This window comes from Pseudomonas sp. B21-054 (assembly GCF_026016345.1).
Classification (GTDB): domain Bacteria; phylum Pseudomonadota; class Gammaproteobacteria; order Pseudomonadales; family Pseudomonadaceae; genus Aquipseudomonas.
The window spans coordinates 2267935-2293218 of the sequence record NZ_CP087204.1 but is presented as its reverse complement, the minus strand read 5'-3'; the positions used below and the strand labels follow the sequence as shown (position 1 = coordinate 2293218).

The window sequence follows — 25284 nt, the reverse complement described above, 5'->3', positions numbered from 1 at the left end:
CCCACAGAGATTGCTGGTGAATTCAGGATTTGCAAACTAGCAGGTTTCAGCCCGCGGCAGGAACTGCCGAAGGCTGCGATCCTTCTTTCCCGATAAGACCCGGTTGCCCAGGTGAAAACATCTGGATCGAGAGCAAAAGATCGCAGCCTTCGGCAGCTCCTGGACGTCAGATCCGGAACTGCCCTACCAGTTTGCCCAGGCGCTGGCCCAGATCAGCCAGGCTGCGGGAGGTCTGGGCGCCGAGCTGGGTTTCGTCGGCGACGCTGTCCACCGCCACGGCGATCTGATGCACGCTGCGGTTGATTTCCTCGGCCACGGCGGTCTGCTCTTCAGCGGCGCTGGCGATCTGGGCGTTCATCGAGTTGATGGTGCCGATCAACTGCGCCATGGTGTCCAGGGACGCCCCGGCCTCGTTGGCTTTCGCCGACGTGCCATCGCCCGCCTCGCTGGAGCGACGCATCGCTTCCACCGCCGCATGGGTGCCTGATTGCAGGCGATCGATCATGCCCTGGATTTCCTGGGTGCTTTGCTGAGTCCGGCTGGCCAGGGCCCGCACCTCATCGGCCACCACCGCGAACCCACGCCCCGCCTCCCCGGCACGCGCGGCCTCGATGGCGGCGTTGAGGGCCAGCAGGTTGGTCTGCTCGGCGATCGAACGAATCACCCCGAGCACACTGACAATCGAGGCCACGTCCTGCTGCAGGCTGTCCAGGGACACGCCGCTGCTGCGAATATCGTTCACCAACGCATGAATCTGCTGGATGCTGCCGGCCACCACGCGCTTGGCGGACTGGCCTTCTTCGTCGGTCTGCTGCGCCGCGACGGCGGCGCCCTGGGCACTGCGGGCGACTTCCTGGGCAGCCGAGGACATCTCGTTGATCGCCGTGGCAACCTGATCGGTTTCGTGGCGCTGACGTTCCATGGCTTGCTCGGAGCGCTGGGCCTGCTCGGAAACTTGCGTCACCAGGCCGGTCAGTTGCGAAGTCATGTCGGTGATCTGCCGCACCAGGCCGTGGATCTTGTCGACGAAGCGGTTGAACGAACCGGCCAGTTGGCCAAGTTCATCCTGGCTGGTGATCGCCAGGCGGCGCGTCAGGTCACCCTCGCCTGCCGCGATGTCATCGAGGTTGTCTTTCATCAGGTTCAGCGGCCGCAGGATGGTATTGGCCAGCAACAGGCCCACCACCGCAATTACCAGCAACACCACGGCGGCGATCCCGACAATGCTCAATATCACGCCTTGTACACGATCATGGACCTTGGCTTCTACCAGGGCCACCTGGCCTTCGATGCCGTCCAGGTTGACCGAGCTACCGACCGCCATGTCCCACTTGGCCAGGTATTCGGTGTAGCCGAGTTTCGGCACCAGGTCTTTGCTGTTAGGCAATGGCGAGCTGTATTCGAGGTAATGGGTGCCATCCTTGGCGACCTTCACCAGGTCGCGGTTGACGTAGACACCGTTCGGATCGCGGTTGTCCTTGAAACTCTTGCCCACGCCGTCGGGGCTGTTGGCCTTGAACAGGCGCACGGTCTCGGAATCGTAGCCGAAGAAGTAGCCGTCCTTGCCGTAGCTGACGCTCGACAGCAGCTTGATCGCCTGGGCGCGCGCCTCGGTATCGCCTGGGGCAGCGGCATCGTACAGCGGCTTAATGGCGGTAAGGCCCACCGCCACGTAGTTCTGCAACGTGGCCTTGGCATCGGCCAGCAGACGCTCGCGGGTCTGCTGTACCTCATTGCGGGCTTGTTCCTTCAAGATGAACGCCGTGGTCAGACTGATGATCACAGCGGACAACAAAACGGGCAGTATTGCCAGGGACAGGACTTTAGCCTTCAGGCTCAGGCGCATGCTGTTCACTCTTGTTGGTTTTATGGCGTGGTTAACTGTATTAACGGCACGGCGCGGTAAAACTGTAGGACAAGGTGAAAAGGCTTTCGCGAACGGTCTGAAGCAGAGTCGCTGAATGGAAGGCCCATCGCGAGCAAGCTCGCTCCCACATGGGACTGATGGTGTTCACAGCAGATCAATGTGGGAGCGAGCTTGCTCGCGATGCAGGCGACTCGGTCTTGAGGCTACAACACCATCGCCGCCACCCAACCGAACGCCAGCAACGGCAGGTTGTAATGGATGAAGGTCGGGACCACGGTGTCCCAGATGTGGTGGTGCTGACCGTCGATGTTCAGGCCAGAGGTCGGGCCCAGGGTCGAGTCCGAGGCGGGCGAGCCAGCATCGCCCAGGGCGCCGGCGGTGCCGACGATGCAGACGATCGCCAGCGGGCTGAAGCCCAGTTGCAGGCACAGCGGCACGAAAATCGTCGCCAGGATCGGCACCGTGGAAAACGACGAGCCGATGCCCATGGTCACCAGCAGCCCCACCAACAACATCATCAGCGCCCCGATGCCCTTGTTGTGGCCGATCCAGGCCGCCGAGGTCTCCACCAGGCTCTGGACTTCACCGGTGGCCTTCATCACTTCGGCGAAGCCTGAGGCGGCGATCATGATGAAGCCGATCATCGCCATCATCTTCATGCCTTCGGTGAACAGATCGTCAGTTTCACGCCAGCGCACCACACCCGATACCGAGAAAATCAGGAACCCGACCAGGGCGCCAATAATCATCGAGTCGACCAAGAGCTGGATGGCGAACGCCGCGACAATCGCCAGCCCCGCCACCAGCAGGGTCATGGGGTTGTAGCGCACCGCCACCTGCTCGACCCGGGCGATCCTCTTCAGGTCGTAGACGCGTTTCTTGCGGTAACTGAACAACGACAGCAGCAGGCCGAACACCATGCCCAGCGCCGGAATGCCCATGGCATGGGTGACGTTGATGCCACTGACGTCCACGCCGCTGCGGGCGATGTTGGCCAGCAGGATTTCATTGAGGAAGATATTGCCGAAGCCCACCGGCAGGAACATGTAGGGCGTGATCAAGCCGAAGGTCATGACGCAGGCGATCAAACGGCGGTCCAGTTGCAACTTGGTCAGCACAAAGAGAAGCGGCGGCACCAGCAGCGGGATGAAGGCGATATGGATCGGCAGAATGTTCTGGGAGGCGACTGCGACCGTTCCCAACAGGCCGATCAGCACCCATTTGACGCCCGTGCCACCGGCGGCGTCCTGGCGGTCCACCAGGGCCAGGGCTTTGTCCGCCAGGGCGTGGGCCATGCCGGATTTGGCAATCGCCACGGCGAAAGCGCCGAGCAAGGCGTAGGACAACGCCACCGTCGCGCCGCCACCCAGGCCGGCGTTGAACGCCTTGAGTGTCGCCTCGATGCCCAGGCCACCCGTCAGGCCACCCACCAACGCGCCGACAATCAGCGCGATCACCACATGCACGCGGGACAAGCTGAGCACCAGCATGACGCCAACCGCGGCAATTACTGCATTTATCATCGTTACCTCAAAGCACAGCGATGGAAAGCCACCGGACAAAAAGGTCGCGACTTTGCAGCAAGCGGCGGCAAGCTGCAAGCGTCATGCGGCGGGTTTTCCTGTCTCGCAGTATTTGCAGCCACCACCCTCGACTGTGGGAGCGAGCTTGCTCGCGATAGCAATCTATCAGTTGATACCGATGGGAATGAACGGACGCCATCGCGAGCAAGCTCGCTCCCACAGGATGGGCGGCGTCATGCGATAGAGGTCAGCGTTTAGGCAGTTCGATCACGACCTTCAACCCGCCCCACTCACTCTCGGCCAGCGCCAACGTCCCACCCCAGGTGTCGACGATGTCCCGCACGATGCCCAGCCCCAGGCCATGGCCATCGGTCTGCTCATCCAGTCGCGTGCCGCGGCTGAATACCTGTTCGCGACGATCCTCGGGAATGCCTGGGCCGTCGTCTTCCACCGCCAGGCTGAAACCCTCGGCCGTCTCGGTCACCGTCAGGCGCACTTCGGCGTCTGCCCATTTGCAGGCGTTGTCCAGCAGATTGCCCAGCAGTTCCAGCAGGTCTTCCCGATCCCAGGGCAGGTGCAAGCCCGGCGATGCGAGGTAACTCAAATGCAGGTGTTCGCCGTGAATCATGTTCAGCGTGGCCAACAATCCCGGCAGCTCGGCGTCGCAGTCCAGGTGCGCGCCGGGCAGCGCATCGCCGGAGAGTCGGGCACGGTTGAGTTCGCGGTTCAGGCGCTGCCTGACCTGCTCCAGTTGCTCGAGCAACAGCTTGCGCAACTCAGGATAGGGATCGAGCTTTTCGTTCGAAGCCACGCTTTGCAGCACCGCCAGCGGGGTTTTCAGGGCATGGCCCAGGTTGCCCAGCGCGTTGCGCGAACGCTTGAGGCTGTCTTCGGTGTGGGCCAGCAGATGGTTGATTTGCGCCACCAGCGGTTCCAGTTCCCGCGGCACCTGCTCGTCGAGCTGCGAGCGCTGCCCGCGCTGCAACTGGGCGATTTGCTCGCGGGCCCGATCCAGGGGACGCAAGGCGCGGTGCACAGTGATGCGTTGCAATAACAGAATCAACAGCAACCCCGCCAAGCCGAGGCCGAGGCCGATCTGCTGCATCCGCCGGAAACTGTCACGCACGGGTGTGTAGTCCTGGGCCACGCTGATGGAAATCGCCTGGCCCAGGCGTCGATAGTCGGTGCGCAGTACCAGCAGCTTCTGCCCCTCTGGCCCCAATTGCAGGTTGCTGTGCAGGCCTGGATGGTCGAGCCGGGGCAGTTCCTGGTCCCACAGGGAGCGAGAACGCCAATGCACTTCGGCAAAATCAATGCGGAAATAATGCCCGGAAAACGGCCGTTGATAGGCCGGCGACAAGCGTCGCTCATCCAGCTGTAGACCCTGCGGCCCACGCACCAGGGCCACCAGCAGGTTCTCGCTGTCGTTGCGCAGCCCGGCTTCCAGGTAACGCTGCAAGCCCAGTTCGAACAACCACAAACTGGTTTGCGCCAGAACCAGCCCGACCACCACCATCACACCAATCAGGCCCAGGCTCAGGCGCCGCTGGATGGAGATCACTGCGCCTGCCCGCCGAACAGGTAACCCTGGCCGCGACGGGTTTCGATCACACTGCGTCCCAGCTTGCGCCGCAGGTGATTGACGTGGACTTCCAGCACGTTGGAATCGCGCTCGGTTTCACCGTCATACAGATGTTCAGCGAGATGGCTTTTGGAAAGAATTTGCTCGGGATGAAGCATGAAATAGCGCAGCAGGCGAAACTCAGCGGCGGTCAGTTGGATGTCCGTGCCGTCGCGGATCACGCATTGGCGACCTTCATCCAGATGCAACCCCGCCGCCTTGAGCGTCGGCTGGTTGGCCTGGCCATGGGAACGGCGCAACAACGCCTGGACCCGCAGGTGCAGTTCTTCAGGATGAAACGGTTTGGTCAGGTAATCGTCGGCGCCGGCCTTCAGGCCCTCGATACGCTCGGCCCAGGAGCCGCGGGCGGTCAGGATCAGCACCGGGGTCGCCAGGCCGCCGGCGCGCCACTGGGCCAACACCTCGAGCCCCGGCACCCCCGGCAGGCCGAGGTCGAGGATGATCAGGTCATAGGGCTCGATGCTGCCTTGATACACCGCGTCGCGACCATCGGCGAGCCAATCGACGGCGTAACCCTGTCGTGTCAGCCCGGCCATCAGTTCGTCGGCCAGGGGAACGTGATCTTCCACCAGAAGCAGGCGCATCAGTCTTCCTTATCTTTGAGTAAGCGGCCGGTTGCGGCCTCCAAGTCCAGTTCGCGCACGACGCCGTCGGTATCCAGCAGCTCGACCTCATAAATATAGACGCCGTGTTTTTCCTCCAGCTCGGCCTCCAGCAGTTTGGCGCCGGGATGCAGGTCCAGCGCCTGTTGCAGCAAGTGCTCCAGCGGCAGGATCACACCCTGCTGGCGCAGTTGCAGCGCTTCGTCCTGGTCCAGGTCCCGGGCCATGGCCAGCGAACAAAACGCCAGCAGCACCAGCGTCCATCGGCTGCGGGCGCATAGATTAAGCTTCATTACGTATCCTGATGATTCTTGAGCACCTTGCCGGTGACGGCGTCCACTTCCAGATCCCAGTCAATGCCCTGGGTATCGCGCATGTCCACTTGATAAATGTACCGGCCGTACTCTTCTTCCAGCTCGGTATCGGTCAAGGTGGCGCCAGGGTGTTCGGCCAGGGCAATGGCATTGAGTTTTTCAAAGGACAGAATGGTACCAGCGTCTTGCAGTTTGCGGGCTTCGTCGTCGTTGAGGTCTCGGGCGTGAGCCAGGCCAGTGCTGAGGGCCATGAAGGTCGCGAGGAACAGGGCAGTCAGGCGGTTCATGGGTTTTCTCCTTTTATAGGTTTACCGGGCGACTGTATCGGGGTGAACTTAACTGAAACTGAATTGCCATCATGGAACCCACATCAATGTGGGAGCGAGCTTGCTCGCTCCCACAGGGTTTTGTGTCGTTATAATCAGCCGCCTACCCGTATTCGAGACCGGTATGACCGCCATCCACATCAAGTTTCCCGCCCTGACCCTCAAGGCCGGCCCCCGTGCCTTTGCACGAATCCGCCAGGCCGGCTTGAATGCCGCCGACGTCGGCATTTTGCCCGGCGCCGCTGGCGGTCCCAAGGCCCTGGGCATCCAAGGTCTGGACCTGGCGCTGTTCGGCGAATGGTTGCCCGCCGCGCCCCGGGAACGCTCGCTGATCGGGGCCTCGGTGGGAGCCTGGCGCTTCGCCAGCGCCTGCCTGCCGGACGCCGCCGAAGGGATCCGGCGCCTGGGCACCTTGTACAACGAACAAAGCTTCGCCAAAGGCGTGACCATGGCCGGTGTCAGCCAGAGCTCGCAGCGCATGCTCGATGACTTGCTCGACGGGCGCGACACCTCGATCCTCGATAACCCGCGATACCGGCTCAACATCATGGTCGTCAAGAGCCACGGCCTGCTCGCCCAGGATCATCGCGGCCGGCTGGGCCTGGGGCTGTCGTCGGTGATCGCCGACAACCTGCGGGGCCGCGCCCGGCTGTCGCGGCATTTCGAACGGTTGATCATCCATGACCCGCGCCTGGCCCCGCCCCTGCATCCGTTGAATGACTTTCCGTCGCGTTTCGTTCCATTGGCCGCCGGCAACCTGCGCCAGGCCCTGCTGGCGTCAGGCTCGATCCCGATGGTGATGGAAGGCGTGCGCGACCTGCCGGGCGCCGGTACCGGCACCTACCGCGACGGCGGTTTGCTGGACTACCACCTTGACCTGCCCTACAGCGGCGAGGACATCGTGCTCTATCCGCACTTCACCGACCGGGTCATTCCCGGCTGGTTCGACAAGGGCCTGCCGTGGCGTCGGGGCAACGTCGACCGCCTGCAGGACGTGCTGTTGCTGGCGCCGTCCCGTGAATACCTGGCGCGCCTGCCCTACGGCAAACTGCCGGACCGCAACGACTTCAAGCGCTTCATGGGCGATGACCCGAGCCGCCGCAAATATTGGCGCACGGCGATGGACGAGAGCCGCCGGCTCGGTGACGAGTTCCTCGAACTGGCGGCCAACGGTGGGCTGGGCGAGCGTTTGCTGACCCTTTAGTCAGCACGCTCGCGCAACGCAGGGATCAAACTGATAAACTCCGCCGCCTGCCTCGCGACCGCTACCTTAAAGAGCCCGAACCTGTGGAAATCTTCAAAGAATTTACCTTCGAATCCGCTCACCGCCTGCCCCACGTGCCGGAAGGCCACAAGTGCGGCCGCCTTCATGGCCACTCGTTCAAGGTGGCGATCCACCTGAGCGGCGACATCGACCCGCACACCGGCTGGATTCGTGACTTCTCCGAGATCAAGGCGATCTTCAAGCCGCTCTACGAGCGCCTGGACCACAACTACCTCAACGACATCCCGGGCCTGGAAAATCCCACCAGCGAAGTCCTGGCCAAGTGGATCTGGAATGAGTTGAAGCCGTTGCTACCGGAGCTCAGCGCCATTCGCATCCATGAGACGTGCACCAGCGGTTGCATCTATCACGGCGAATAAAGCCTGGGGAGCGAGCTTGCTCGCGATGACGGCGGCACATTCAACACCTAGGTGACAGACAAACCGCAATCGCGAGCAAGCTCGCTCCCACAGACTTGGCTGCCACCCCTGTGTTTTCCTGTCCCGTCAGCATTGGCCTATGCTTGGTCCCTGAGCCATTTTCAGTGGAGCGCCGATCATGACCAACTGGCCGCTGGATCAGGAATTCGACTTCAACGGGCACCGCATTCGCTACGCCATCCAGGGCGATGGCCCGCCGTTGGTGTTTGTCCATGGCACGCCCTTCTCTTCCTACGTGTGGCACCGAATCGCCCCACTGTTCTTCGCCACCCACAGGGTGCATTACTTCGATCTGCTGGGTTATGGCCAGTCCGCGCAACCGGATGCCGACGTGTCCCTCGGCGTGCAGAACCATCTGCTCACGCAACTGCTGGAGCACTGGGGCCTGGACTGCCCGGACGTGGTGGCCCATGATTTTGGCGGCGCCACCGCCCTGCGCACGCATCTGCTCAACGGCAAGAATTACCGCAGCCTGACCCTGATAGACCCCGTGGCGCTGTCGCCCTGGGGCTCACCTTTCGTGCAGCATGTACGCCAGCATGAAGCGGCCTTCAGCGGCCTGCCCGACTACATTCAGCGGGCCATCGTGCCCACCTATATCCGCGGCGCGATCAAACGGGACATCCCCGACGAAGAGTTGGCGCCCTACGTGCAGCCGTGGCTTGGCGAGACGGGCCAGGCGGCGTTCTATCGGCAGATCGCGCAGATGGACGAACGCTACACCCGTGAAGCCGAGGGCCTGTATCCGAACGTGCGCTGCCCGACCCAGATCCTTTGGGGGGAGGATGACCAGTGGATTCCCATCGAGCGCGGCCGGGCTCTGCACCGGTTGATCCCGGGGGCGCAACTTCACCCTGTTCCGAAGGCCGGGCACCTGGTCCAGGAAGATGCGCCGGAGGCCATCGTGGCAGCGGTGTTACGGTTTCTGCCATTGTCCTCCCCGACCTGAAAAACACTGCATTTCCCCTGTGGGAGCGAGCTTGCTCGCGATGACGGCGGCACATTCAACACATAGGTGACAGACAGACCGCTATCGCGAGCAAGCTCGCTCCCACAGGGATCTTCATGCGCAATGAGATCTGTGTTCCAACTTGAATCACTCGCGCACCGCTTTCGATCCCTGCGCCCACCCAATCCCCAGGATTGTCTATAAATAACCTCGCGATCACTCGCTTGGCACGGCCACTGCACGCTTGCGATATTCCCCTCATCCGCAAGGACCGCCACATGACTCAGAACGATCCGGGCAACGACTATCCCTTGAGCGAAGTCCCGATGCATGCCCGCAAGGGCCTGGCCTCCACGGCCATGGTGCTGCTGGGCTTCACCTTTTTCACCGCCACGATGTTTGCCGGGGGCAAGCTGGGGGTGGCGTTCGGTTTTGCCGAAATGCTCACGGTCATCACCCTCGGCAACCTGCTGCTGGGCCTCTATGCCGCGGGCCTGGGCTACATCGCGTTCAAGAGCGGGCTCAATTCGGTGCTGATGGGCCGCTTCTGCTTTGGCGAGGTGGGCAGCAAGCTCAGCGACTTGATCCTGGGCTTCACCCAGATCGGCTGGTACGCCTGGGGCACGGCGACCGCCGCCGTGGTGCTGGGCAAATATTTCGAATTGAGCGAAAGCACCGTGCTGGGCTTGATGGTGCTGTTCGGCCTGGGCTTCTGCGCCACGGCCTACGTGGGTTATCGCGGGCTGGAAATCCTTTCGTACATCGCCGTGCCAGCCATGATGTTGCTGCTGATGCTGTCGATGTGGGTGGCGACGGTTAAGATCGGCGGCCTCGACGGCTTGCTGGCGGTGGTACCGACCGCCAGCCTCGACTGGTCCACCGCCATCACGCTGGTGTTCGGCACCTTCGTCAGCGGCGCGACCCAGGCCACCAACTGGACGCGCTTCTCCCGTTCGGCGAAGGTCGCGGTGCTGGCGAGCCTGATCGGCTTCTTCCTCGGCAACGGCCTGATGGTGCTGATCGGCGCCTACGGGGCCATCGTCTATCAACAGCCGGACGTGGTCGAAGTGTTGCTGCTGCAGGGTTTCGCCATGGCGGCGATGGCCATGCTGCTGCTCAACATCTGGAGCACCCAGGACAACACCATCTACAACTTCGCAGTGGCCGGTTGCAACCTGCTGCGTACCCGTCGACGCAAAACCGTGACCCTGGGCGGCGCCGTGATCGGCACGCTGCTGGCCCTGCTGGGCATGTACGATTTGCTGGTGCCATACCTGATTCTGCTGGGCACCGTGATCCCGCCCATTGGTGGCGTGATCATGGCCGATTTCTTCTTCCGCTGGCGCGGTCGCTATCCACGCCTGGCCGAAGCACAGCTGCCGGCGTTCAACTGGCCCGGGTTGTTGGCCTATGGGCTTGGCACCGTCGCCGCGTTCAACTCGCCATGGGTCGCGCCACTGGTAGGAATCGCCACTGGCGCGCTAACGTATGTGCTATTGATCGGCGTAATGGGTACTCGCACCGCCGACGCACCACTACAAGACCTATAAAGGACTCGCCTGATGCACATCATCAACGCCCGCCTGCGCAACCGCGAAGGCTTGCATGAACTGCACCTGGAAAACGGCCTGATCGCCAACATCGCCCGTCAGACCGAGGCCCCCAGCCTGGGCCCGGAAGACCTCGATGCCGGCGGCAACCTGGTGGTGCCGCCCTTCGTCGAGCCGCACATCCACCTGGACGCGACCCTCACCGCCGGCGAGCCGCGCTGGAACATGAGCGGCACGCTGTTCGAAGGCATCGAGTGCTGGGGCGAACGCAAGGCCACCATCACCCAGGAAGACACCAAGACCCGCGCCAAGAAAACCCTCCAGGCCCTCGCCGCCCACGGCATCCAGCATGTGCGTACCCACATCGACGTGACCGACCCGGAGCTCACAGCCCTCAAGGCGATGCTGGAAGTGCGCGAGGAAAGCCGGCACCTTGTGGACATGCAGATCGTCGCGTTTCCCCAGGAAGGCATCGAGTCTTACCGCAACGGCCGCGAGCTGATGGAAGAAGCGATCCGCATGGGCGCCGACGTGGTGGGCGGCATTCCGCATTTCGAGTACACCCGCGACCAGGGCGTCAGCTCGGTGAAATTTCTGATGGACCTGGCCGAACGCACCGGTTGCCTGGTGGATGTGCATTGCGACGAAACCGACGATCCGCATTCGCGCTTCCTCGAAGTGCTCGCCGAAGAAGCCCGCAGCCGCGACATGGGCGCGCGGGTCACCGCCAGCCACACCACGGCCATGGGCTCCTACGACAACGCCTACTGCGCCAAGCTGTTTCGCTTGCTCGGGCACTCGGGCATCAGCTTCGTCTCCTGCCCCACTGAAAGCATCCACTTGCAGGGACGCTTCGATAACTTCCCCAAGCGCCGCGGCGTCACCCGGGTCAACGAACTGCTCGAAGCCGGGATGAACGTGTGCTTCGGCCAGGACTCCATCGTCGATCCGTGGTATCCGCTGGGCAACGGCAACATCCTGCGGGTATTGGAAGCCGGGCTGCATATCTGTCACATGCTCGGCTACCGCAACCTGCAAAGCGCCCTCGACCTGGTCACCGACAACAGCGCCAAGGCCATGGCCCTGGGCGAGCGCTACGGCCTGGAACCGGGGCGCCCGGCAAACCTGCTGATCCTGTCGGCCGACAGTGATTACGAAGTGATCCGCAGCCAGGGGTTACCGCTCTACTCGATCCGCAACGGTGAAGTGCTGATGAAGCGACAGATGCCGGTGGTGGAGTTTGCCCCGCAGTTGGGCTGATACAAACCCTGTGGGAGCCGCGGCGCATTTTTTTGTGAGCGCTCTCGCCACAGGGTTCGTTTTCTTAGATTGAAAGCGTTGCGACGCTCGAAGGTGCCTTCGGAGGGGCCATCGGCTTTGCGGTTTTCTCGGCCAACGCGATGCACTTCAGGGCCAGGATCGTCGTCGGGTCGACCAGGGCCACGGTATGCCCGTTAATGTCGACCCCCTCGCAATGATCCAGCACCAGCGGTAACTCCGTACACCCCAGAATCAGAACCCCCGCCCCCAGTTCACACAGGTGCTCGGCCGCCAGCAACAATTGCTCCTTGCAGAGCCCTTGGGTGAAACCGGCCTTGATACCGCGCGGCCCATAGATGGCCTCCATGACCATCGCCTGATAATCGACGCCTGGCGTGAGGACCTGAAGTCCGGCGCGGCGCGCGGCCTGGTGATAGACCTGGCTTTGCACAGTACCGGATGTCGCCAACAGCCCTACCGCCTTGCCCGAACCGTACGTGTGCACGATCCACTCCACCGTCTCGGTCAGCATGTTCACGATGGGCACCCTCAGGTGCGTCTGGATGCGCTCGACGAAAGCATGGGCGGTATTACAGGGAATCGCGATAGCGTTGGCACCCGCGCTTTCGAGGCGTTTGCAGGTGGCGTACATCGCCAGGGTCGGATCGGTTTCATCCCGTAGCAGGTTGGCCGTTCGATCCGGTATCTGGGGATTTTGCTCGACCACCATCTTGATGTGGTCCTGATCCTTACCTGCTGGCGTATTGGCCACCACCTTGGCCATGAAATCCACCGTGGCGGCAGGGCCGACGCCACCGACGATGCCCAGTTTGAAGGGCGGGCGCCTGGGCTGCTGCTGATCCAGCGTCGCGAAGTCAGCGTAAATCTCATTGATGTCCAGCACGGTGATGCCGCGACGCTGCAAGTCGGTACAGACGAGGGACAATTCGGTCATGCCAGGCAAGATCACCGTGGCGCCTTGGGCTTGCAGCGAGAGGCAAGCCTGGTAGACCGCTTCAAGCGGTACGCCTTCCAAGTGGCCATCCTTGATCCCGTTGAGGCCGTACATGGCCTCCATCAAATCCGATTGAGCATCAGCGGCGGGGTAGACAATCTTGAAGTGTTGCCCGAAATGTCGTTCGAACAAGCCGCAATGGCGCACGAAGTCGGAGGCGATGACTCCCAACGTCGTCTGGGCCGCAACCGTGTGGCTGACGTGCTGGGTCAAGGCGGCCATCATGTCCAGCACGGGAATACCCAGTTCGTCCTGGATTTCAGCGCGAAAGGTATGGCTGGCGAAGCACGGCAGCATCACCGCATCGACACCGCTTTCCTCGAACGATTTGCACACCTGGAATACATAGAACTTGCGCGACGTCATGCTCGCGTCCTGGTCCAGGGGCAGCAATACGTCCTTGAACGGGTGCTGCTCGAAGAGGAAGTGGTAGCGACCTTGATCCTCGAGTACCGCCCGCGACTTGACCAACTTGTAGAACAGATCGCCCCCGGCCAGTGACCCAAGCCCACCGACAATGCCCAGCTTGCGGACAACAGGAGCCTGGCGGCTCGACTTCGCTTTAACCTTCATGACCCTCTCCTCAAACCACCGGAACCGGTTCGGATCGAGACCGAACGGGGAAATGAGCGTCATCGTCCTCAACGGGTTCTTCGAGAGGTTCGGACTTGGCGACCACAGCCGTCGCGATGCTGTTACCCACCACGTTGGTGGCCGTGCGAGCCATGTCCAGGAACTGGTCGATGCCGATGATCAACAACAGCCCCGCCTCGGGAAGATTGAACATCGGCAGCGTGGCCGCGACTACGACGACCGAAGCGCGTGCAACCCCGGCCATGCCCTTGCTGGTGATCATCAGTGTCAGAAGAATCAGCAGTTGCTGAGTGAAACTCAGGTCAATGTTGTAGGCCTGGGCGATGAATAGAATGGCGAATGCCTGGTACATCATCGAGCCGTCCAGGTTGAACGAATAACCCAGGGGCAACACGAAGCTGGAGACGCGTTTGGGTGCGCCGAACTTCTCCAGCGCTTCAATGGTCTTCGGGTAGGCGGATTCGCTACTGGCAGTCGAAAAGGCCAGGAGAATCGGCTCGCGAATGAGCTTGCCGAGGTGAAAAACGGAACGCCCGAGAAATAGGTACCCGGCACCGAACAACAAGGCCCAGAGGATCAGGATCCCGAGGTAGAACTCGGCAATCAGCTTGCCGTAATCCACCAGCAAGCCAAGCCCCTGGGTGGTGATGGCCGAGGCGATGGCGGCAAACACCCCAATCGGTGCGAAGGCCATCACGTAGTCGGTGATCTTGAACATCACCTTCGCCAACTCTTCGATGGAGTCCGTGATCCGGGTATAACCGGCCCGTTTCACTGCGGCCAGGGCGAAGCCGAAGAACAGCGAGAACACCACGATCTGCAGGATCTCATTGTTGGCCATCGCCTCGGCAATACTGCGCGGAAACACGTGGCCAATGAATGCCTTGAGACTGAAATCGCCCGTGTTGACTGGAACGGCAGCCGTTGCATGCTGGGCGACGTCCATGTTCAGTCCGGCGCCGGGCTGAAACAGATTGACCAGGCCCATCCCGATCAGCAGCGACACAACTGAAGCAGTGACGAACCAGGCCATCGCCCGAGCGCCAATCCTGCCGACGGAACGGGAATTGCCCATGCTGGCGATACCACCGACCAGCGTCGCGAAAACCAGGGGCGCGATGATCATCTTGATCATGCGCAGGAAAATGTCGGTGACCATCGAGAAGTAAGCGGCTATCTCTTTGGCACTTTGCTCGCTCCCTGCGAAATGGTGACACGCCCAACCGACCAGCACGCCCAGGGCAATGCCCATTGCAATTCGACGTGGGAGCTTATTCTTCTTCACGGTGCTGTCCTCAAGTAGTTCTTGGATTTTTTTACTTGGCAGGAATCAAGTGGCGGTACCGATGCCGTACGTGGCACAGGGACTACGAAGACGATTCTAAGGAGCGGATTCAAAGGCATGATGAGTAATCCAGATCAACCCATGCGCTTTTGGAATAGTTGTTCAAATACCGCGATAGGCCGGGCCATTGCACAGTAAAATGGCGCACTCACAGCGGGAGATTTCGGGATGCAACTCAAATGGCTGGACGATCTTCTGGCGATTGCCGAATGGAAGAACTTCTCCCGCGCGGCCGAAGTTCGTTGCGTGACTCAATCCGCTTTGTCGCGGCGAATCCAGTCCCTTGAGGAATGGGTGGGGGTCAAGCTGGTGGACCGTGGCACCTACCCTGTCCAGCTCACGGCGGCGGGCATCACCTTCTGCGATGAAAGCAGAGAGGCGCTCGCCGGTTTACTCCGGTTGCGTTCGACCTTGCGCGACGTGGAACGGATGCCGGGGCGCTCCATCCAGATCACCGCCGGCCACAGCCTGTCGATGACCTTCCTGCCGAAATGGCTCTCACAGTTCCAGCAAAACACTGAACAGTTCAACGCCCGGGTGGTGGCCGCCAATATTCACGACGCCGTCATCGCCTTGGAGGAAGGCAGCTGCGATTTGATGATGGTCTACCACCATCCGCTCGCCCCGATCCTGCTGGACGCCGAACGCTTCGGCAGCCTGACCCTCGGCCATGACGCGTTCATCCCCTTGTGCGCGCCCAACCACCGGGGCGAGCCGCTGTTCCGTTTACCGGGACGCTCTGGAAAACCGGTCCCCTACCTGGCCTACACGGCAACGACTTTCCTGGGGCGCGTCGCTGATATCGTCATCCACAACGGCCCTGAGCCGGTCGCGCTGGAGCGTTGTTATGAAGCGGACATGGCGATGCTGCTGATGCGCATGGCAATCGAGGGCTACGGCGTGGCCTGGCTGCCGCAGAGTGCAGTCGCCGACGAGTTGGAGCGTGGCTTGTTGGTCAGGGCCGGTGGCGAGCAATGGAGCACGCGATTGGAGATTCGCTCATATTGCGCGATTGCCAATCGCAATCCGACGATGCGCAAGCTTTGGAAGACCCTGGAGGGAGCTTCGTTGCATCGACCGGGCAGCGCACCCACTGCGCTCGATGGTGCGCCTGATCAATGATCCGGGGCGAGGCTACGCATTCAAGCCGATCCAGCCGTGGATACCCACGTATAGACCGACACCAATGATCAACACGCTGGACAGGTACGGTGCGCGTCGGGCAACGGTGCCCAGCCAAGGCCAGCGATTGGAGGCCTGCCTTGCGCCAATGGCCGCGGCGGCACCCACCGTGACCAGGGTCATCGCCAGGCCGATGCTGAAGCACAGGACCAGCAGGCCGCCCAGCGCGACCTCTTTGACCTGGAGGCACAACAGCAGGACGGTAATGGCCGCGGGGCACGGGATCAGGCCGCCCGTCAGGCCGAACATGATGATCTGGCCCGTGGTGACCTCCCGGTTGGTGAAACGCTTGCGGATATCGCTGGCATGCGCCCGCTCATGGGCATCCTGGTAGCCTTCCAGCGACAGCGCCAGGCCTTCGGGTTCCGAATGGTCATGTTTGTGATCGTGATGATGGTGGTGGTCATGCCCCTGCTCGAACCTGAACATCTGCTCGCCACGCCAGGTACGCCACAACATCCACAATGCGATGGCAATGATCAGCGCAGAAGACGCCAGTTGGAAATAAGGCTCCGTGGTTTCGGCATCCAGTCCCTGGCCCAGGTACATGCCGCCGATGGCAATCGCCCACACCACGGCGGTATGGGAAAGCGTCGCCGCCAATCCCAGTAACACCGCCTGCTTGACCGAGCCCCGGATGGCCACGATAAACGCCGCCATCATGGTTTTGGAATGGCCAGGCTCAAGACCATGCAGCGCGCCCAGCAGGATAGCGCTGGGGAAATACAGCCAGGCGTGAGCGCTCCCCTGTTGCAGCAGTTCAGCAAAATTGGGCATGTCGGGCCTAGAGGTACTTGGTGATTTGTTTGAAGGCTTCCAGCGGAGCGCGCTCGCCGTTATTCAGCGACGAAACGGTGTCCTCCAGGCAGTGGTCGATGTGATCCTGGATCAATGTCCGCTTGGCCTGGCACACCGCTTTTTCCACCGCGTGCAACTGCTGGGCGATGTCCACGCACTCACGGCCCTCTTCGATCATGGTGATGATGCTGCGCAAGTGGCCGTCCGCGCGCTTGAGGCGCTTGATGATCGCTGTATGGCTTTGGTGGGGATGGGGATGTTCGTGGTCGTGCTCACTCATGGGCTGAGCCTCGGGTTTCAGTAGATTTACGTAGGCACCCTATCCTCCCCAGGAGGATATAACAAATTCATCGAAGCACTGATCACCCTGTGGGAGTGAGCTTGCTCGCGATGACGGCGGCACATCCAACCCCCTCATCAACTGACCCACCGCTATCGCGAGCAAGCTCGCTCCCACAGGAGATTTGCAGTGAACGCGATACCGTTGAACAACTCGGAAGAAACTGTTGCGTGACAGCCGCGACGCGGTAGGCGGCGGTGTCGTGCAGTACGTCCAGAGGTGCTTCTGTGTCGAGCGTCAAGTGTCCATGGCCTCGGCAAAGTCAGCCCTGGTCCTGGTAGTACTGAGCCATGTAATCGACAAACGCTCGGACCTTGGCAGGCAAGTTCCGGGCATTAGGAAAAAGCGCGTAGTAATGCCGCACCCCAAGGGTGTAATCAGGCAGAATCCGAACCAGCCGCCCCGTCAGCAGGTCATCCTGCACCGTCGCCAGGGTAAACGCAGCAATGCCCCCACCCGCCAGGGCACAGGCATGCAAGGCGGTGATGGTGTCCGTATGGAAGGCGCTGTGACAGTCCAGGGTGATCGACTCGCCCCCTTCATTGACCAGCGACCACTGGGTAGCCGATGCATACGTCAACAGGCGATGCTCGTTGAGATCAGCGACATGGCGAGCCAGCCCCGCCTTGAATACATAGGCCGGTGCCGCGACCAAGACCAGCGGCGAAACACTGAGCAAGCGTGCGACAAGACTGCTATCGGCCAGCGGCCCACAAATCCGTAACGCCACATCAAACCCTTCGGCCACCAGATCGACAAGAGGATCAGAACAGGACAGATCGACCTGGATGTCTGGATAACGCTGCTGGAAAGCCGGCAGCCAACGAGCCAATTCCAAGGTGCCCACCGCCAGCGGCACGCTGATTCGAAGCAATCCCGAGGGACGTTGCTGCTCAAGGGTTACCGCTTGGGATGCTGCATCAACACGATCGAGAATATCCACGCAAGCCGCGTAATACCGTTCGCCAGCCGCCGTAGGGCTCATGCTTCGGGTATTGCGATTGACCAGACGCACGCCCAGCGCAGACTCCAGTTGCTGCAAGTGTCGCGACACTGAAGAGTGGGTGGTATCGAGCCGCTCAGCCGCGGCCGAAAACCCCTGGGCTTCTACGATGCAGCGGAACACACGCATGGCGAGCATCTGGTTCATAGCGTTTTAGCGCACCGGTAACTGGATGATCTGCTTGGTAGTCATCACATCACCGAAAGTGTCCTCGACTTCAGCCAACGCGGCTTTGTGCAAAGAATCCTTGTCTATTGCGTCACCGTTGACCCGGGTAATCGCGCGGGTCGCCGATGCATCGGAAGCGACCAGTACGTTGTAGCCCAGAGACGCCGCATCACGGGCAGCACCGGCCACACACGCATGGGTCATGAGGCCCGAGATGATCAGGTTCTCGATACCTGCGCTCTTCAAACGCGTGTCCAGATCGGTACTGCCGAAGACGCTGACGGTGGTTTTCTGCAACACCACATCCCGAACCCTGGGTTGCATGTCTGGGTGGAACTTCACGGTTTGGCCATCCTTCGCAAACACAGGCGAACCTGCAGGTGCAATGTGCTGGACATGGTAGACCGGCATCTTGTGTTCATCTGCGAACTTAATCAGCTCCCGGGCATTGGCCAGCGCCGCAGCACCATCGGGGATCGGCATCTTACCGGTGAAGTATTCGTTCTGAAAATCGATCACCAGTAACGCCGTTTTACCGGCAGGCAGTTCGCTGGTCGGCTGTGCACCGGCCATGGCTCGAATGGTTGGATGGACTTCGGCCAATGCGCCAGTGCTGGCGACAATGCCGAAAAATGCACAGGCGGCGAGGAAGCGGCGAGTGAAACACTGCATGAGAAATTCCTTCTGTGGGGTAACTGAGTGAAGGAATGCTAAGGGGTGACCGCGTGCTGAAACACAGCGCCTAAGGTACAGAGCTTGTCTGGATTTCGCACAAATACGAAGTCGCGATTTAACCGCTTGCTTGCAACGATACCGGCGCAGCACGCCTGGATTTCATCCAGCAATTAAAGCCATCCAGACCATTGGCAGGCCGCAATGCGCTGTGGTTAGCTAGCTGCACTTTCCCCGCCCTTTAGCCGCCGAAGCCAAAAATGAACCTTACCCAGCCTCGTTTGAGATTGCTGTTGATACTGAGCGCGATCCTGTTAGTGGTGGGCGCTACGTCCTACTACCTGTTTCGCCAGAACACTACGTGGGCAGATGAAAGTTTCACCGCCGAGGACATGAACGAAGGGGGCATAGAGGACATCGGCACGCTGACACTGCCTGAGGCGCAAAAGCGTCTGAATTACCTGATCCATGACACCGGTGAAACCCTCAGAGCCTTGGACTTGGTCATTGACTCGGAATTTAGCCTGACCGTTGAAAAGACCGAGTCGGCCAGCCAGCAAGAACTGCAATACGAGGAGTTGTTTGTTCCTTTCACCAGTGCACAGGTGAAAACGGCTCTGACATCGACCCAGGACCTGCGTTTTGTTCAACGGCTGTTTGCTGACAGTTCCGAAGTGAGGTTCGACACCAGCAGCCTTGACCCCCTGTGGAAGCGTGCCGCCACGCCGGATGAGCCGGCGGCCGAACAGTACCGCCCAGAACGCCTGCATTTTCGAGACGGCAGCGAGAAAGCATTCGCCGATATCAAGGTATCCTCCAAGGCAGGCCCTGATGATGATGCGTCGCTCGATAACCCCATCACACTGGCGCTCAACAAACCCTTGGCCAGCCTCAGCCTGACGATCGCTTACCGCAGCTATCCGGCGTTCAAAAAAGTGGTCCTGGACAAGGACCATCCGCGAGTGACCCTGGACGACGGCCAATCTTTTCAGCTCACGGCCCTGGGTGACGCCAGCGCCTCGATACGGCTGAGTACGCCCAAAATGTCGACCTTCGTAGTGCAGGGTTTGACCGACTCGGGCAAGGCGCTTTACAGCAACGGCAACAGCACCCGCTCCTTCCCTTCGGACGGCGATATTGCGGCGATGCATGATTTTTACAAAGCCCTGCTGCAGACCAAGGATGACCTCGATCGGCTCAAGACCAGTCAGGCTGTGCAACAACAAATCGAGCGACTGGCCAATCATCTTTCCACTCAGGCGGGGCCGTTGAAAAACACCGAGGTCGACTACCAGTTCGAGGCCACGCCGCAGCGTATCGTCATTCATGTGCTCGATCCGATGGAAGACCACACCGCCGTTATCGACGAGGTGCACAACGTTCTAGCAGAGCAAACGCGTTATATCGCCCGCGAGCGGAAATCCGGGCTCTACGGCTTCATCGATCCGGCCGGACAGTGGTTGATCAAACCGCGCTGGACAGAAGTGCAGGATGGCGGAGTGGCGGATACCTACACGTTATTTACGCTGGAAAAATCCAACGAGCCGCAACGGGACGTGCAGGAGGTGCGGAGCCAACTCGCTTACTTCGCCCCCGGCAGCAATAAACTTATAAACCTGCCGTTCGAATACATATCGCAAACATTGGACAATGACCTGTTGCTGGTAGAGCGTGAAACCAACGGCCCCTATGGGATTTACGACGCCAAGGCGCACCGCTTCACGCTGCCAATGAAGTTCGTCAATCCCACGGTAACCGGTAACGTGTTCATTGCTCGTCTCGGCAATAAAACCTATGCCACGGAAGGCCATTACGGCGCTTATACCCTGGCCGGCAAGGAGATTCTGCCACCGCAGTTCTCCAACATTGAGCAAAGCGGTGATTACCTCTACACCCACTCAGCCGACCGAAGTCGCCAGGACGTCTTCAACCTGGAAGGCAAGCGAATCAACGCCCAGGGTTACAACGCAATCGGCCGTTTTTTTGGCGAGCAACCGCTGTTGGTACAGGACGCTAAAAGTAAGAAGTTTGCTTTTATCAACCGCCAGGGCACGCAGCTTCCCATCAAACTCCCCTATGACGAGGTGGAGCCGTTCTCCAACGGTATGGCAGTGGTCGGCCGTGACCAAAGCTATGGTGCCATCGACCTGACCGGTAGATTGCGGATTGCGCTGGAGTACAACAGGATCAGCGCGTTCCAAACCCGCTACGCCGCCGCCATCCCGGCCGGCAGTGGATCTGGGCTGGTGCTGATCAGTCAAAACAACAAACAGTTCAAAAAGCTCGGTTCTTACACCAGCATGACCGTCCCTGATAACGGCAACGAAGCCCGTTACAGCGTGAGGGATCCGAACAATTCCGACGAGTTCCTGGTCTATGACGCCGATGGTAATCTTGTGAAGGAAGAAGAATAAGGGGGGCCTTCTCAGGGGCCATCCGTACAGGCTGCGACATAGGCCATGCCAGCGGGATGGGCTATAATCGGCTCACCAACGCGATTGAGGTCCAGCCCCATGGGCAATATCAGCATTGAAACCAAAAAAGCCTACGCAGCCCGGACACGCCGTTCAAACTATGCGGCCAGCCTACGCCTGGAGGGCTTCAAAATGACCTTGGCGGACGGCGAAGAAAAAATGCCGACCCGTGAAGAGGTCTTGAAGACTTTCGCCAAGACCAAGGCCTGATGCCAGACAAATATGGAGTCGGCGAAGACGCTTATTGCTATCCCGGCTCCAGAGTCTTGCGCAATAAACTCGATATTCGCGATGAATCGACGTTAAGCGAAGCCGAGCAACAGCTCTCGGCCATCGCGGCGGACAACGTCGAATTCAGCCCTCCTCCCTACAGCCTTGCTTACCTGCAGAACATTCATCGAATCCTGTTCTCGGACTTGTTCGAGTGGGCCGGGGAGCTGCGCACCGTTGGCATGTCCAAACAAGACACCCGCTTCTGCCAACCCGAGTACATGGAGAAGGAGGCCAACAAGATCTTCGCCAACATGGCGGCGGCGAACTGGTTCGAGGGGCTGAACCGTGCGGACCTGATCGTCGCTGTCGCCGAAGTCTATTCCGATATCAACGTCGTCCACCCTTTCCGCGAAGGCAACGGCCGGGCGCAGCGCATTCTCTTTGAGCACCTGATCATGAATGCCGGATTTGAAATCAGCTGGTGGGGGATCGAAAAGGACGAATGGATTTTTGCCAACATTGCGGCTTACAACTGCGCCCTGGCGCCGATGGAGCAGGTTTTCGAAAAGTGTATCGGGCAAACGATTCAACCTTGATCGCAGGACCTCCCCACGTACAGCGCCTTACGCGCTCATTCCGCCAAGTGATACAGTTGCCATCAACTAAAATCTGCTAAAGCACAAAAAATGTACAGGACGACGTCATTCCCACCCAACAAGGAAGGTCGCGATTTTGCGGTGGGCGACATTCACGGGCACTTCAAGCTCCTGACAGAAGCCCTGGATAAGGTGAACTTCAATAGCGAAGTGGACCGTGTTTTCTCTGTGGGAGACCTCATCGACCGAGGCCCCGACTCTATAGACATATTGAACTGGCTTGAAAAACCGTGGTTCCATGCGGTACGCGGCAATCATGAACATATGCTTATTGAATGCATCTCCGGCCACGGCGACATACGCAGGCATATCCGAAATGGTGGGGCGTGGCTCTACGAATTACAGCCAGACATCCAGCAAGAACTTTTAAAAGCCTTGCAAGCACTCCCTTTGATTATTGAAATCAATTTATCAAGCGATCAAACAATTGGAATAGTTCATGCCGAAGCTCCTGCCATCAGGAGTAACGGTGGCTGGCCGGAAGCGAAGGACGCTATTACTGGAAGACTCGGAAAGCCGAATCAACAACAAGCTTTGAAAACAGCACTGTATGCCAGAGAAAAAATCGAGCGAGAGGATTACACCTTCATCGAAGGAGTCACCCGGCTCTATGTGGGTCACTCAACAGTACCCGCTGTTATGCACCTAGGTAATGTCGTCTATATCGACACCGGCTGCTCATTTTCCGATGGCGCATTAAGCCTCGTAGAGATCAAAACCGAAACCATCACCCGTATCGGCATGAGCCAGTGAGTATACGATGAGCGGTATTCCCCATCCCGCACCTGGTAGAAATTTTTCCCCCACAAGTCAAACAACCGGCAAATGGGTCATGAATGTTTAGGGTTGGAAGGTGGGGCAAAATTCGATCAAACCGTTGTTCGCTATCGCTAATCATCCTCCATCGGATCTCCTGCATTCAACAACATATGATAGTCGTCAATCATTGATCTCTGATCATCCGTTAGATAGGAGCGAACGACACCCACCTGCGCTGCCGTGAAATGATCATTCTCAAGCTGTGGATTGTTCCTGCTGGCATTACTAGCCAGCTCAGAGTACATGCTATATCCCGGCATGGTCTCATATATTCTGCCGTTATATTCCAACCACATATGTTCAGGACCGCTCTGCCCTCGGCGAAACCCTCCGTATATGATGCAGGGGTCAGCAGTTATAACCGAATTCTGATTTGCCCGAACAGTGGTAACTATATGGGTCAAGGCGGCTGTTCGGGCGCCTTGATTATTAGCAACTGCACCCTGTTGCAGAATTGCCGCCGTGTACGCCGTGTTCACTGCCCTTGCGATGTCATCATCATAGTACCCAGCGATAGCCCAGACATGGCAAGAAATATCATTGAACGACATACCCTCCTCCTCTTGCTTGTACGATAAAAGCCTCATTGACTTCGACACTTGGAGTGATCGGATACAAACTTCAGTATTGATAGATCAGTATTCTCTTGCACAGGATCAATCCAAGCGTAGCCGAGGAGTAGCCAAATGCCATCCACGCAATACGAGCCTCAACCTCTCTCCCAATCCTGATAAACTCCCCACCTCCCAGCCTTGCCCATTCCAGAAACGCCAATGTCCCCAATCATCGTCGCACCTGCCCCACTCTCACGCCGCTTCTCCGTTGCCCCGATGATGGATTGGACGGATTCATCACCGAACCCGCCGTTCCGCTTGCTTAGCGCCGCTTTTTTAGCCGCCCCCGTAGCAAATATCTAGCAACCGCAGCTTCGCGCATTACATCCGTGCAGCGCTGGCCGAGAGTTACGCCGTGTGGGGTGGGTTCTATCTCACTACGCTCATCCAGCATGAGCTTCAGCCAATCGCGGGCCTAAGCGACAGACAGCAATCGGCCTGAAACGGTCATTCGGAATCCTAGTAATGCTGCATCGCAAGTCAGCCATCCACCAAAAATGGCGCTGCTGAGCAACATACATTGCTCCGAATCCGTGCCATTAAAGGTTCCCCGGCCACTTGGCAGGTGAAGGATCAGCGCTGTAAGGACGCCACCGCTGCATACTGCAACAATCAATGGTGTGCCCGACGTTAAACCAAACTGAATTTATTAGTTACTGATCATAATGCCCAACTAACCAACTGTTCAGCACTCAAAATTACATTATCTACGATAGGTATAAGGATCTTATCTCCTGCCACAATTGTGAAGCTGAATCGATATTCCTGCTCTGGCGAAAACGAGGCAGGCTTTACAAATGCCATATCCCATATCTTTCGCATGAAGTGATCCGCGGTGAACGCGCTGGCATCTGATATGTGGATTTCACGACCAAGGTAAGAAACTAGTTCATGCCGACAGTGGATTGACAAATCTACCAATGAAATGTCTGGATCCACGATGTGATTACCTGACTGACGCCCAGAGACAATGCGGTCCCTTAGAAGTGCTGAAAGCGTTTGCCCCAGGTCATGAGCTTTTGTTGCGGTCATGTACCAACAGTCGTCGTATTCAGGAAATAGTCCTACAGCATCTCGTAACTTCCTAACTCTGGACATGCAAAAAATGAACTCGTTGAGCGCTTCTCGGTGGATGCTTGCGCTTGAGTTTCTCACCCTGATGAACTTTTCATCGACACCATATAATTCAAGTTCATGAATGATCGCGTTCATGGCTCCCGGAATTTGCGGATGATGTTCATCGCCACCTATATTGACTGCGCCTTGAAACATGAGACTGAACCAGCGCCTTTCAATCTCAACTATTCCATCAAATTTTAGTAAAAAAGAGTATGTGCCTTCTCCGCTATCAACGATCTGAGTACTTTCAATTTTTCTATACTCATACAGCGTACCCAGCTTTATAGTTTTTCTAGTTTTCAGGTTGTCCTTTGTGAAGCAGTTTTTTGCAAGGAGCATTTCCTATCCCCTACTCTTAAGGAGGGCGCGCGCCCCCAAACCCATCCTTTGAAGGCTCTTTGATATCACAAAACTCAGTTTTTGTTCACTGTATGCCCATAGAAATTGTTTTTTATCTAGCCGGTATGAAGGTCCGCAATGGATCCAAAGCGGCCCCTGGGCATCCTCCATGATGGATTAATCGCCGGGCACGCCG

Annotated in this window: 24 protein-coding genes and 2 pseudogenes; 11 read left to right on the top strand and 15 right to left on the bottom strand. The window is 59.1% G+C overall.

What is annotated here, in order from left to right; translation table 11 throughout:
• Positions 1–166: 166 nt before the first annotated feature.
• The 7 genes and pseudogenes from LOY70_RS30125 to LOY70_RS10210 all read right to left on the bottom strand — a co-directional run bounded on the left by LOY70_RS30125 (position 167) and on the right by LOY70_RS10210 (position 6235).
• On the bottom strand, positions 167–922 hold the full coding sequence (locus LOY70_RS30125) for a methyl-accepting chemotaxis protein (protein WP_405045646.1): 756 nt from the start codon (positions 920–922) through the stop codon (positions 167–169).
• Between the two features lie 102 nt (positions 923–1024).
• Positions 1025–1846, bottom strand: a pseudogene (locus LOY70_RS30120) (cache domain-containing protein); the annotation flags it as partial.
• A 224-nt stretch (positions 1847–2070) separates the two neighbouring features.
• Positions 2071–3387 (bottom strand): Na+/H+ antiporter family protein, encoded by a 1317-nt coding sequence (locus LOY70_RS10230; protein WP_265038005.1) that lies wholly within the window; start codon positions 3385–3387, stop codon positions 2071–2073.
• A 250-nt stretch (positions 3388–3637) separates the two neighbouring features.
• Entirely contained in the window at positions 3638–4951 is a 1314-nt protein-coding gene (locus LOY70_RS10225; RefSeq protein ID WP_265036003.1) for a sensor histidine kinase, read from the bottom strand.
• The gene (locus tag LOY70_RS10220; protein ID WP_025212796.1) at positions 4948–5616 is read right to left on the bottom strand and encodes a response regulator transcription factor; all 669 of its coding nucleotides are present in this window, start codon (positions 5614–5616) and stop codon (positions 4948–4950) included. Before LOY70_RS10220 ends, LOY70_RS10225 begins: the two co-directional genes overlap by 4 nt.
• On the bottom strand, positions 5616–5927 hold the full coding sequence (locus tag LOY70_RS10215) for a PepSY domain-containing protein (protein ID WP_123341924.1): 312 nt from the start codon (positions 5925–5927) through the stop codon (positions 5616–5618). Before LOY70_RS10215 ends, LOY70_RS10220 begins: the two co-directional genes overlap by 1 nt.
• Entirely contained in the window at positions 5927–6235 is a 309-nt protein-coding gene (locus LOY70_RS10210) for a PepSY domain-containing protein (RefSeq protein ID WP_123414428.1), read from the bottom strand. The genes LOY70_RS10215 and LOY70_RS10210 overlap by 1 nt, the downstream gene beginning before the upstream one ends.
• Positions 6236–6398: 163 nt before the next feature.
• On the opposite strand from LOY70_RS10210, the gene LOY70_RS10205 reads away from it, so the two are divergent.
• The 5 genes from LOY70_RS10205 (at position 6399) to codA (ending at position 11737) form a co-directional block, all read left to right on the top strand.
• A complete protein-coding gene (locus LOY70_RS10205; protein WP_265035999.1) occupies positions 6399–7478 on the top strand; it encodes a patatin-like phospholipase family protein in 1080 nt (359 codons plus the stop codon).
• A gap of 83 nt (positions 7479–7561) precedes the next feature.
• Positions 7562–7918, top strand: a complete 357-nt coding sequence (gene queD / locus LOY70_RS10200) for a 6-carboxytetrahydropterin synthase QueD (RefSeq protein WP_025212792.1) — start codon at positions 7562–7564, stop codon at positions 7916–7918.
• A 178-nt stretch (positions 7919–8096) separates the two neighbouring features.
• The gene (locus tag LOY70_RS10195) at positions 8097–8927 is read left to right on the top strand and encodes an alpha/beta fold hydrolase (RefSeq protein ID WP_265035994.1); all 831 of its coding nucleotides are present in this window, start codon (positions 8097–8099) and stop codon (positions 8925–8927) included.
• 278 nt (positions 8928–9205) lie between these two features.
• Positions 9206–10477 carry a cytosine permease gene (gene codB / locus LOY70_RS10190; protein ID WP_265035992.1) on the top strand — a complete coding sequence of 424 codons (1272 nt, stop codon included), beginning with the start codon at positions 9206–9208 and terminating at the stop codon, positions 10475–10477.
• A gap of 12 nt (positions 10478–10489) precedes the next feature.
• Entirely contained in the window at positions 10490–11737 is a 1248-nt protein-coding gene (gene codA / locus LOY70_RS10185) for a cytosine deaminase (protein ID WP_265035991.1), read from the top strand.
• 64 nt (positions 11738–11801) lie between these two features.
• Here the strand turns inward: codA and LOY70_RS10180 are convergent, their stop codons facing one another.
• Both LOY70_RS10180 and LOY70_RS10175 read right to left on the bottom strand, forming a co-directional pair.
• Positions 11802–13325 (bottom strand): amino acid racemase, encoded by a 1524-nt coding sequence (locus LOY70_RS10180; protein WP_265035989.1) that lies wholly within the window; start codon positions 13323–13325, stop codon positions 11802–11804.
• 10 nt (positions 13326–13335) lie between these two features.
• Entirely contained in the window at positions 13336–14631 is a 1296-nt protein-coding gene (locus tag LOY70_RS10175) for a dicarboxylate/amino acid:cation symporter (RefSeq protein ID WP_265035987.1), read from the bottom strand.
• 228 nt (positions 14632–14859) lie between these two features.
• Between LOY70_RS10175 and LOY70_RS10170 the strand changes: the two genes are divergently transcribed.
• Complete coding sequence (locus LOY70_RS10170) at positions 14860–15813, top strand: LysR substrate-binding domain-containing protein (RefSeq protein WP_265035985.1); 954 nt, start codon at positions 14860–14862, stop codon at positions 15811–15813.
• Between the two features lie 12 nt (positions 15814–15825).
• Here the strand turns inward: LOY70_RS10170 and LOY70_RS10165 are convergent, their stop codons facing one another.
• From LOY70_RS10165 to LOY70_RS10150, 4 genes are all read right to left on the bottom strand, one after another.
• A complete protein-coding gene (locus tag LOY70_RS10165) occupies positions 15826–16650 on the bottom strand; it encodes a nickel/cobalt efflux protein RcnA (RefSeq protein WP_265035983.1) in 825 nt (274 codons plus the stop codon).
• 7 nt (positions 16651–16657) lie between these two features.
• The gene (locus tag LOY70_RS10160; protein WP_265035981.1) at positions 16658–16951 is read right to left on the bottom strand and encodes a metal-sensing transcriptional repressor; all 294 of its coding nucleotides are present in this window, start codon (positions 16949–16951) and stop codon (positions 16658–16660) included.
• Between the two features lie 322 nt (positions 16952–17273).
• A complete protein-coding gene (locus tag LOY70_RS10155) occupies positions 17274–18161 on the bottom strand; it encodes a LysR family transcriptional regulator (RefSeq protein WP_265035979.1) in 888 nt (295 codons plus the stop codon).
• 6 nt (positions 18162–18167) lie between these two features.
• Entirely contained in the window at positions 18168–18854 is a 687-nt protein-coding gene (locus LOY70_RS10150; RefSeq protein WP_265035977.1) for a cysteine hydrolase family protein, read from the bottom strand.
• Positions 18855–19114: 260 nt separating this feature from the next.
• On the opposite strand from LOY70_RS10150, the gene LOY70_RS10145 reads away from it, so the two are divergent.
• From LOY70_RS10145 to LOY70_RS10130, 4 genes are all read left to right on the top strand, one after another.
• Positions 19115–21268: a WG repeat-containing protein gene (locus tag LOY70_RS10145; RefSeq protein ID WP_265035975.1), complete on the top strand. Its 2154-nt coding sequence runs from the start codon at positions 19115–19117 to the stop codon at positions 21266–21268.
• Positions 21269–21367: 99 nt separating this feature from the next.
• The gene (locus LOY70_RS10140; protein ID WP_265035973.1) at positions 21368–21538 is read left to right on the top strand and encodes a YhfG family protein; all 171 of its coding nucleotides are present in this window, start codon (positions 21368–21370) and stop codon (positions 21536–21538) included.
• Positions 21538–22137: a putative adenosine monophosphate-protein transferase Fic gene (locus LOY70_RS10135; protein WP_265035971.1), complete on the top strand. Its 600-nt coding sequence runs from the start codon at positions 21538–21540 to the stop codon at positions 22135–22137. The genes LOY70_RS10140 and LOY70_RS10135 overlap by 1 nt, the downstream gene beginning before the upstream one ends.
• Positions 22138–22227: 90 nt before the next feature.
• Positions 22228–22950, top strand: coding sequence for a metallophosphoesterase (locus tag LOY70_RS10130; RefSeq protein WP_265035969.1), 723 nt, complete (start codon positions 22228–22230; stop codon positions 22948–22950).
• A gap of 137 nt (positions 22951–23087) precedes the next feature.
• Here LOY70_RS10130 and LOY70_RS10125 read toward each other — a convergent pair whose 3' ends face one another.
• The gene (locus tag LOY70_RS10125; protein WP_265035967.1) at positions 23088–23567 is read right to left on the bottom strand and encodes a hypothetical protein; all 480 of its coding nucleotides are present in this window, start codon (positions 23565–23567) and stop codon (positions 23088–23090) included.
• 222 nt (positions 23568–23789) lie between these two features.
• On the opposite strand from LOY70_RS10125, the pseudogene LOY70_RS30115 reads away from it, so the two are divergent.
• Positions 23790–23897: pseudogene (locus LOY70_RS30115) on the top strand (tRNA dihydrouridine(20/20a) synthase DusA); the annotation flags it as partial.
• Between the two features lie 393 nt (positions 23898–24290).
• Here LOY70_RS30115 and LOY70_RS10120 read toward each other — a convergent pair.
• On the bottom strand, positions 24291–25088 hold the full coding sequence (locus LOY70_RS10120) for a hypothetical protein (RefSeq protein ID WP_265035965.1): 798 nt from the start codon (positions 25086–25088) through the stop codon (positions 24291–24293).
• Positions 25089–25284 lie beyond the last annotated feature (196 nt).